The organism is Paramesorhizobium leguminum, assembly GCF_003217235.1.
Taxonomy (GTDB): domain Bacteria; phylum Pseudomonadota; class Alphaproteobacteria; order Rhizobiales; family Rhizobiaceae; genus Paramesorhizobium; species Paramesorhizobium leguminum.
Genome location: NZ_QJTF01000042.1, coordinates 1 through 9,905, shown reverse-complemented (window position 1 = coordinate 9,905; position 9,905 = coordinate 1). Strand labels below are relative to the sequence as shown.

General features: G+C 55.4%; 7 protein-coding genes, 1 tRNA gene and 2 pseudogenes. 4 read left to right on the top strand and 6 right to left on the bottom strand.

Translation table 11 applies throughout. The features are described from left to right. Positions 1-18 precede the first annotated feature (18 nt). Positions 19-95, top strand: a tRNA-Met gene (locus C7477_RS18360). A gap of 331 nt (positions 96-426) precedes the next feature. Here the strand turns inward: C7477_RS18360 and C7477_RS18355 are convergent. The 4 genes from C7477_RS18355 to C7477_RS18340 are packed head-to-tail and all read right to left on the bottom strand — an operon-like array spanning position 427 to position 4,184. Beyond that, positions 427-1,449, bottom strand: coding sequence for a DMT family transporter (locus C7477_RS18355; protein ID WP_110754791.1), 1,023 nt, complete (start codon positions 1,447-1,449; stop codon positions 427-429). After that, positions 1,446-1,913: a thioesterase family protein gene (locus tag C7477_RS18350; protein ID WP_181418471.1), complete on the bottom strand. Its 468-nt coding sequence runs from the start codon at positions 1,911-1,913 to the stop codon at positions 1,446-1,448. The genes C7477_RS18355 and C7477_RS18350 overlap by 4 nt, the downstream gene beginning before the upstream one ends. Next, entirely contained in the window at positions 1,906-3,243 is a 1,338-nt protein-coding gene (locus C7477_RS18345) for an aminotransferase family protein (RefSeq protein WP_110754790.1), read from the bottom strand. Before C7477_RS18345 ends, C7477_RS18350 begins: the two co-directional genes overlap by 8 nt. 2 nt (positions 3,244-3,245) lie before the next feature. After that, positions 3,246-4,184 (bottom strand): 3-oxoacyl-ACP synthase III family protein, encoded by a 939-nt coding sequence (locus C7477_RS18340; protein ID WP_110754789.1) that lies wholly within the window; start codon positions 4,182-4,184, stop codon positions 3,246-3,248. Positions 4,185-4,333: 149 nt separating this feature from the next. Between C7477_RS18340 and C7477_RS18335 the strand changes: the two genes are divergently transcribed. Then, positions 4,334-5,230, top strand: a complete 897-nt coding sequence (locus C7477_RS18335; protein WP_110754788.1) for a LysR substrate-binding domain-containing protein — start codon at positions 4,334-4,336, stop codon at positions 5,228-5,230. Positions 5,231-5,378: 148 nt separating this feature from the next. After that, a pseudogene (locus tag C7477_RS18330) lies at positions 5,379-5,816 on the top strand (DUF3363 domain-containing protein); the annotation flags it as partial. Between the two features lie 173 nt (positions 5,817-5,989). Here the strand turns inward: C7477_RS18330 and C7477_RS18325 are convergent. Beyond that, positions 5,990-9,046: an NB-ARC domain-containing protein gene (locus tag C7477_RS18325; protein WP_146226126.1), complete on the bottom strand. Its 3,057-nt coding sequence runs from the start codon at positions 9,044-9,046 to the stop codon at positions 5,990-5,992. 570 nt (positions 9,047-9,616) lie between these two features. Here C7477_RS18325 and C7477_RS19050 point away from each other — a divergent pair. Next, the gene (locus C7477_RS19050; protein ID WP_181418470.1) at positions 9,617-9,817 is read left to right on the top strand and encodes a hypothetical protein; all 201 of its coding nucleotides are present in this window, start codon (positions 9,617-9,619) and stop codon (positions 9,815-9,817) included. On the opposite strand, the pseudogene C7477_RS19320 reads toward C7477_RS19050, so the two are convergent. Next, positions 9,806-9,905: pseudogene (locus tag C7477_RS19320) on the bottom strand (IS481 family transposase); the annotation flags it as partial. The gene C7477_RS19050 and the pseudogene C7477_RS19320 overlap by 12 nt on opposite strands.

Genomic DNA, 9,905 nt, shown 5'->3' with positions numbered 1-9,905 from the left:
ACCATTCATAACCTTTGACGCGGGGTGGAGCAGCCCGGTAGCTCGTCAGGCTCATAACCTGAAGGCCGCAGGTTCAAATCCTGCCCCCGCAACCACTTCAAACATAAATCAATAACCGCCCTTGTGTAAGCAGGGGTGGGGGGGTGGCCTGTCCACTCTGCTCGGTATCCGCACGCCTCGCCAGCGCCGCGCTTCCAACATCGGTCAGCAGATTGTCTGCCGTCCAGTTCAGTACCCAACCGACACTGACGATCAAGGCTAGGCCCAGTGCGGGTCATCGTACAAAAGAGACTTACCGATGCGGCCCATGGAGCGGCAAAAAGAGCATAAATGACGGAGAAGCCGACCTGATCTGATTCCCGATAGAGCCGGTGAGCTTCTTATGGTTCACACAGGTGGGCAAGGAAAGGCCTACGCAACTGTAGGTTAGGCCCGCTTGTTAGCCTGCAATTTGATGCTTTCAGCTTCGTTTCCAGGGTAGGCCGAGACGATCCGGTTACTCGCGAGCTCGGGGCTCCGATGGTTGCGCCGCCAGGGGGGGACGACCATCCATATTGAGACGAGTACCATGGTCATTCCCAAGATTTGCAAGGAACTGAGTGCCTCGCCAAGGAGCGGCCATGCCGCGAAGGCGACAAAGATCGGCTGAATCATTAGCACGATCGAGCTAGCTGAGACGGGGAGGTCGCGCAGAGCATTCGTCACTAGTCCTTGTCCGATGAGTTGTCCGAATAGTACCAAGGCAAGGACTCGTAGAATATCGTCCGTCCCCTCCGGTATCTTGAATTCCTGGGTCAGGATAAGAGGTGACAGAAAGAGCGCAGAACAAACCGTTACCCAGGCCATGATTCTAGTTGTTGCTGCGCCATGCTGCTTGAGCGTGCGCACGGTTGTGAGATAAGCGGCATAAAAAGCTCCGGCCCCAAGGGCTACGAAATAACCCCATATAGGGGCCGTTCGATCAAACGCGGCGAGGCCGAAAAGCAACACCATTCCGACGAGAGCTAGGGGTAGTGCTGCCCCGAAACGACTGTCAGGTCGATCCGTGAATCCCATAATGCCATAGATGGCCACGAAGATCGGAGCTGCGTTCGTGAGCAAAGTAGCGATTGATGTGTTGATGGCGCGTATTGCTACATGCATCGTTAGAAGATCTGCAGCGAAAAAGAATGCGGCAAGAATGTAGAGATAAGTTGGTACGTCCTTGTTCAATCCCGCATTGTTTGGCTTTGCATTGCGCACTCCCATCCAAAAGGTCAGCGCAAGGAAAACCGGAGCGGAAAGCAGCACTCGAAAAAAGGCCGAGCTTTCCGCAGGCAGAGTCATACCCTTGACAAGTAAGGGTGCGGTTCCCAGAGAAATCGCGCCCGCTACGAGAACCGCCCAGGCTTTGAAACTAGGAGTGATATTGCGATCCGGTGCCGCAGAGTTCGATTTGGTGGAGGTCATGAGGGGGCTCCGGTGTTATTTGCCGATGCGGTTAATATGCCATTCTGTGGCGTTGGGATTTTGTTGGCATTGGGCCCTTTAGCTTTAGCCTCTACACCGGCAAGGAAACGTTCCCGATCCACAATGGCGCGGACATGCTTACCCCTCAGGATAGTTTCTTGCCCATCTTGCCCCTCGACGGAGAAGATAAGCTTGCGGTTCTCGATTGCTTCGAGGCGCGCACCGATATGAATGTTCCAGCCGGAGGGCGTCGGTGCGAGGTGCGAGGTGTCATGGGAGAGCCCAACGGTCATCTGACCATCCGAGAGGGTTCCCTCGATGGCCCGCATGCAGGCCAGTTCAGTCAACCATAGCAGGATCGGGGTAGCCAAAACAGGCACATCGTTGCGCCAGTTGGTTGCCAGATCAGTAGCCTTGACTTGGTGGGTCAGGCTTCCCCGCAGGTTCGGCTTCAACTCAAGCATTGGTCATCTCCTTTTGTTGGCTTGGAACGGGAAGCTCCTTTAGAGCGGCGACGAAGAGTGCGAGCATTTCGGTGAGATCACTTAGACTACTGTTGAGTGGGGGAGCGAGTATGACAGCGTCACCAAGACCGCATTCGAGGAACCCGGTTGCCGGATAAAGCATCAGGCCGGACTTGAAGGCTTCGGAAACGAGGCGTCCTGCTATGCCGGATTCCGCCGGGAACGGTAATAGGGTGTTGTTTGGTAAAACGAGTTCGACACCCCAAAACATGCCGCGACCACGGACCTCGGCTACCTGCGGAATATCCGAACAGAGTTTCTTGAGAGTCTCCCCGAAGCGCGTTCCCTGACTTGCCGCATGCTCAATAAGACCGTCGCTCTCGAGTACGTCTATCACGGCATTCGCCGCTGCGGCCGCGATTGGATGGTTGGAATGGGTGTGACCAAGACGCATACCGCTGTCGTGATTCATCATCACGTCGAGCACGTCCAGTGAAACCAGCACGGCAGAAATGGGCAGGTATCCTCCGTTCATCCCTTTTCCGAGACAGGTAATGTCCGCTCGTACCGACCAATGGTCCTGGGCAAGCCAAGCCCCGGTACGGCCCAGGCCGGTGAGCACCTCGTCGGCGATCAGGAGGACCCCCTCGTCTGTGCAGATTTCGCGCACCCGTTCGAGATATCCATCGGGTGGCACCATGGCAGCGCCGGACGCCCCGATGATCGGTTCGAGAAGGACAGCAGCGACGGTATCTGTACCTTGACGACGGATCTCATCCCGAACAGCATTGGCACACATCATGGCATATTCGGTGTTTGTCATGTCCTTAGGGCGACGAAGCGGATTGGGGGTCGGCAGAACTGGACCGGTCTCGCACAGCCCCGCATCGCGACGCCGAGCCCGGTGGCCGGACAGCGAGAGCGTCTCATGGGTCGAACCATGATAGCTCAGGGCCCGACTAAGAATTTTTGTCTTGCTAGAATGCCCGAGTAGCGCCCAATGGGATCTGGCCATCCGGACAGCCGTCTCAACAGCCTCCGATCCACTGTTTACGAAAAATGCCGCTTCGTAGCCGAGATGACCACAAAGTCTTTCCGAAAGCCGTTCTGCTTGTTCATTGCGGAACTGGGTGCGGTAGACAAAATCAAGGCGGTGCATTTGTTGATCGATCGCCTCGATAACATGCGGATGGCTATGCCCAATATTACATGAGATTGCACCAGAGCATCCGTCGAGCCAAGTGCGTCCATCAGCGGATGTGATGCGGCATCCTTGCGCCTTTGAAGCCAGAGGTAGTGATGCAGCGAAATTTGGGGAAATAAGGGTCATAATCAACTCCAAAAGTGAAGAGCCGCGCCAGCCGTGAAGCCAGCACCGGCCGTGGCGAAAAGAACGGCGTCGCCGGTTGAGATTCTGTTGTTCTCCATGGCTTGGGCCAAAGCTATCGGGATAGTTGCTCCGACCGTGTTAGCCACTCGCCCCATGCAAAGCTCGAAACGGTCGAACGAAATCCCGGAGCTAGCAGCGATGTTTTCCAGTAGGTAGCGCGAGGGCTGATGCGGAATAACAATGTCGATATCGTCAGCTGTGATGGCGTTCCGAGTAAGTACGGCATCAATGCACTTCGGGACCGCATGGGCGGCCGCGTCGAAAACGGCCTTGCCATCCATCAGGAAGGTAGAACTCGAGCCCAAGGGTATCGTGAAGGCTTCGAGGTCTCGCCCATTGGTGAACAGTTCGCTGTCATAGCGGCCCGCGTTGCCGCCTCCGATGTGAATCGATCGCTTCTCCAGAAGAACAGCGCCAGCACCGTCCCCGAAAAACACACAGTCCCGGCGCTCCCAATCGGTCGCGTCTGAAAAGGTGTCGGCACCCACCACAATTGCTCGCCTCGCCGCTCCCGCATTCATCATCGCCGTCGCAATCGAAAGCGCGAAGAGAAAACCCGAACACACTGCGGAGACATCGAATTGGACGATACAGGCGGTGGCGGGAGCGCGACGTTCAGGGCTGGCCGTCGCGAGGATGAGTAAGTCGATGCTTTCTGGTCGGACACCGGCATTCTGGATAGCCTTCCTCACAGCCTTTTCGGCAAGGCTGGATGTGCTCTCCCCAGAGGTAATAATTCGGCGCTCTGAGATGCCGAGTTTGCCTTTTACCCAGTCTGGACAAATTTCTTGGTTGAGATGCACTTGGATGTCATCGTTGGTCAAGATGTGCTCAGGTACATATTCGGCCGCCGATATAAATCTGAGACCTTCTACAGACATGAAAGAACTCCAAATTAAAGTGCGCCGGTTTTAGGGGGCAGTCGACAGTAAATTTGCTGATCGCCTGCCACCAAAATGAGAGTAAAAACTAGGACTGGATCGCCCAACAAGGAAATGAGTTCGACAAATCGAGAGGATTGGTAACGCAAATGGCACTAGTGAATTTGGATATGGATTTGCTCCGGACGCTTATAATCGTCGTTGAAAAGAAGAGCTTCACAGCAGCCGGCTCCGTGTTGCTTAGGAGCCAGTCCGCGATCAGTCTTCAAATGCAAAGACTGGAAAGACTGGTCGGTAAGAAAGTATTGGAACGCGGCAATGGGAAGGGGATATCGCTCACTCCCTATGGCCATCTTGTTCACCAGTATGCCTGCCAAATCCTTGATCTGAACGACGCAATGATGAAAAATCTTACGACACATCAAGAAGCGACAGTCCTGCGGCTGGGCATTCCGGATGATTATGCTGATCTCGTCCTGCCAAGCGTCATCCAGCGTCTGACGGCCCCCGGAAATCCTATAGAATTACAGATCATCACTGAACTATCGCCGAAACTCAGCGAAATGATTGACAATGGGGAACTCGACATTGCCATCATGACCCAAGAAGGATCCATGGATGGTCTTAGTCTTTGTGATGAAACCCTTGCGTGGGTTGCGCGGGATCGGGAAGTTGTCCGTTCCGGAGAGAGTCTGAAACTTGCTCTGTTTCCGGACGGTTGCGGTGTGCGTACTAATGCGCTGAGGGCTCTGACAGCAGGGGCATACAAATGGGACATTGCCTACTGCTCGAAGAGCTTCTCTATGCTGAAAACAGCTATGATTTCTCAAGGAGCGCTTGGTGTACTGCCGCGGCGCGCCGTTCCGAACGGGCTCGTGGCACTTGGCGAGGAGGATGGCCTGCCACCACTTGACCAGACTCGGCTGATCATGCGGATTGACACAATGATCGAGCCAAGTCGACACGCGCTATTTACAAAAATCGCAAGTGGGATCGGGAATTCGCTTCCATCAACTATTAATAATCCTCCTGCTCTATGTGCTTAAATGGGGCCGGGGCATTTACGATCTTAATGCCCCACCTGAATTTTATTTATTTCCTATTTTTTCGGATCGGCTCAATTCTCCGTTGTGTTGCTCCTGCAAACGAGGAATTCACGATGGACTTGGAGTTTAGTAAAAAACAGGCTGAATAGAGGCAGTCGCGAGGGAGCCCCTGCCGGTCTCCGACGGTGGCTTTGGCGCCGAGGTGAAGCAGGCCATGGAACGGCGTGCTGACCATCTTGTCGAGCAGGGTCTCGCCGAGCGGCAGGGGCGGAGCGTGGTTTTCGCGCGTAAACTCATCGACACCCTGCGCCGCCGTGAGCTGGATGCGCTTGGGGAAAAGCTCGCCACTGAGACAGGCCAGCCGTTTAACCGTACCGGCAGCGGTGAATATGTCGCCGGCACCTACCGCCAACGTTTCGCACTGGCTTCCGGCCGCTTCGCTATGATCGACGACGGCCTCGGTTTCCAGCTCGTTCCGTGGTCGCCATCCCTCGAAAAGCAACTAGGCAAGCACGTATCCGGCATCGCTCGCAATGACGGTGGCATCGACTGGAGCTTCGGCCGCAAGCAGGGACTGGGATTGTAGGCAAACGTCGCTACCGGATTGCGTGTTTTGGGGCCGAGAACGACTGTCGGGTTCCTGAGCGTTAAAATCAGCGAGCTGCCATTCAGCGGCGGATGAATCTGAAGACCGTTTGACCGCAACTGTTCAGGCAGACAAACGGCCAAACAATACAAATCCGTGCCTTCGTCGACAGGTTACGCGGCCATCCAGTCCCTTACAATCCGAGAAGATCTAGCTTCGCTCATGAACGGCGAGGCGTTGTCGCGCAGTTTCTCCAACTCGTTGTAAATTTCACGTACCCGCAGCGGTGCCGAACTGCCGAGAATGCGTATCGCGTCCATGAAAAAGGCTTCTGCTTTCGCAATATCGCCCATTCCCACGAGCACTTCTCCGACCCACCGACGTCCATAGGCCCGATTGGACTTGCTATGGAAAGAGGCGTCACTTTCAAGCAATTTCATTGATTTCTTGTAACAGCATAGTGCCTCGTCGTTTCGACCCATGAACTGGAGGCAGCGGCCTACATTGCCGTACATCGGGCCGTCTTCGGGCACGCCCTCCGCCTCCGCGACGATTTGTTCGACAGTCCAGTCTTTCCGAAAATACTCCAATGCTTCAGTCGGATGCCCAGCATCCCGTTCGGCCAGTGCCAACGTATGCTGGCAATCGTAATTCGAATCGACATGGCTGTCCTTCTTGAGGGACACTCCTCGCCGCGCCCAATCGATCGCCGGGTGGAACTCGCCGCGCTGCCAATAAGAATACGATTTCACATCACAAAATTTGATGTAGCGCGCCGTCTTATGGGGAATGGTCGCTTCGTAGCGCATGAGAAGGCTATCTGCCGATTCCCGGTCGCCTAGCCCGTCGAAGGCTGAGACCATTGTTCCTACGACGTTGTCGAACTGCTTATATTTCGTGGCTGCGGTTTCCCAGTCAATCGATTCGAAGAGGAGCCGTCCAACACGGACATATTCCTGAACGTGGCCACCTCCGATTAACGCATCTTTGATTTCGACAAGTGTTTCGAAAGCGTCGTCATACATGCCAGCCGAGACTTCGAGCTCGGCCTTCTGTGACCATCGTTCGAGCAGTGCGAAGGGTAGATTGACCCCGAGTACAGAGCCGATCGCGCGAATAATGGCCTTGTATTGCCCAATCACCACTATGATGAAGTCGGCGCGTTCCGCCCGCTCGAACCGGGTTCTCACGAACTGGCGAACGAGGGGATGAAGATCGTAGAGGTCGGGCGCATCTAGTTCAGGCTTCACGACGATCAAATTGAGCGAGATCAGTGATCGGAGGGCCCGCATGAAATTCTTATAGTTGACCTTCGAGGCCACGAACCGGTGAATAGTGATCTCGGTTTCCGGTCTTACGGCCTCGGCCATGAACCGAAGGAGTGTCTGCTCGCGCAGAGCAAGCTTGTCCCAAATCGACGACAGAACATCGGGAACCTCTTCGCGCCCTCGGCGCATGTCGTCGAGCAATTTGCGAAGCGTTGTGCCTGGAACCTTGCTGACCTGAACTGCTAGCAGGTCGAGCCAGAAGGCATGCCCCTTCGTCAAGGTATGCGCATCGCGAATGTCAGTCTCGGGTATCGAGTGGCCGGGCGCTCGCTTCGCGAAGAGGTCGATCGCTTCGTCAGCCGAGATACCTTTCATCGAAAAGGTGATGACCGACGAAGGCGTATATTGCACATCGGGTCGGCAGGTCAGAATAACCCGGCTCGTTGACTGACTAGCCGCGAACCGCTGGACGAGCAAATCGATAGCGCCTGTAAAGACCCGGTTCTCCAGATCGACATAACTGTCGACGTTGTCGAAGACGAGGACAGCGTGAGCATCTCTCGTTTGGTCGATCAAGACTTCAACCAGGTCCTCGTCGCTTGCTTCTGTTAGTTCGTTTGACGCTATCTTGCCGTCCGAGAAGCGGACGATGACCTCAACGAACTGGGTACGGATACGATCGCTTTGTTCCTTACAATCGCGCCAGTCCCAGAAGCGGTAGTTTCCCTCGCGTTCGCTCAGCGTAGTAATATAGTGCGACGCCAAAGCCGACTTTCCTTCGCCGCCGATCCCACAGATGATCACGACCTTCGCATTCGATGTTTCGAACGCGCGCAACTCATTCTCACGCCCTACCCATATCCCGATGTTCGGAGGGCGGTCACATTCGAGCGGTGCAAGACGGAAGAGCTGAGATCGTGACTGCGGTTTGCTCGCGGCAGATGGCTCAGTCGCTGCAGCGGCAGTCGTCGTAGCCGGCTTATCGACTATACGAGACGGATCTTCGTCCCAGAGACCGAGGAGTTCGGGTAAGAACGTGTGGCAATCGATTCCCTTGTAAAAGGTAACGCGGTTGCGATGTATTCCAGGGCGCAACTGACTCAGTAGATGTTCGCTAACCTGCGGCTCCTCGTCATAAAGGCACCACAGTACTTCGGGAAAGAGATTGTCGTTTCCAACGACGCCGCCGAGCGCGCTTGTGAAGATATCTCGCCAGCCGCCGTAGGCCATGACAACGACGATATGATCCCTTAGACGAACCAGCAGGTCGTTCTGCAAGGTGGGACGGCTGCGGACAAGCTGCCTATTAGTGTGGAGGGTGTCGCTTCCATGCCAATAGCCATGGATATGGATTACTTGGCAGCCGTCCGCCGTGCTCTGGTTGATCGAACCGTCAACGGAAAGCGAGGTGCGCCAGGCGATGCCGCCTGCTCGCCGGATTGAAACTTCGACCAACGGATCGAAATTAGAAGTTATCAGAATCTTGCCGAAACGATTGGAGTACTTCGCGATCAATCCGCCGAGCGCGCTCGCGGCGGGCGTCAGGTGCCAAGCGCGCTCATCGTTGTCCAATGCCTGAAGCTGGTCCTCTGGCAGCCGGCTGATTGCCTCGCTCCATGCTTGCGTCCCTGATGAGACAAGCGCGGCGGCAACGGCTTGCTTAATAACATCGTTAGCAGCGTCCTGCCCCAGCCGGGGCGACAGGAAATCGAATGCCTCTTGGTAGCGGTTGGCCGCTCCTGCCAGTTTCGCATCTAATTTTTCTAGATGCGAATTACTCTTGAATCTTGAGCGGATCAGTTCAACGACCGCAGCGACGTCAGACACGCCAGGCGCACCCGCGTATGGCGCTGTGAGTGGAGCGCCAACGACGAAAACGACATTCTTATCGCTGTTTTTGAGCCCCTCGTGCAGCCGATAAAGGAGCGCGTCCTTCTCATAGAAGACCAAATCATTTTCCAATTGCCCTATCCCCGTCGCTTGTCGTTGTCGCAACCAAATACGACCGCGGCTTCGGCTTCGCAATGTTTAACCAGGCAGAACCGGCGACGAACAGGAAAGATTCCATACATTGCTTCTTGCTTCACAAGCTATGCTGGAAATACCGGAGCCTTGCTTATCGGCAGCACAGTCCCTGAGATTATCGGAGCACCCCGAAGAAGGCTTTGCAAGGATTGACAATGTGAGAATTTTTAACCAGGCGTAAGCCGGTATTTGCCCATTATAGCGCCTATCAAAAAAACCGGCGTCTCTATGAATTGTTTGGGCGTCGTTATGATTAAAATGGGCCGTGCTGGCGCGTCCGGATTAGCCCTTTCAATGTTTACACCAGCACCATCCGCGGGGGCGGGATGAGTGTTGGCGATATGGGGCCGAAGCCTCGTCAGCCCCATTGAGGTTAGTTTTGCCTGTCTCCAGTCCGTTATCTCGTACCATTGAGGTCGAGGTCGATCGCGACAGCTGGGGCGCCCAGCCCCCGCTTTTCGCCATCGATTCCCGCGAGCTCTCGCCCGCCAAGCGGGACCGTTCTCTGTGCACCTGTTGCTCATGTTGCAGCGCCTGGGTGAGTTGACGACGCCGGTGCTCTCGCCGCAGTCGGGCGTAGCACGGCTCTGGCCGCTCCTGCGCTACCTGCATGCCGTAGCCGACACGCCCGGTTTCCGTTTCCGCGGCAAGTGGCGCGACACCGATCCTCATCAGAAGGCCATCGTCAGCGATGACCTAGGTGTTTAGTCCCGGTATTTGCTGGAGCGGGTTTCTTTTGAATTTCTCTGGTTCTGTTTTCCAGATTTTGCAGATGAACTCGTAAGGCGTGAGGCCT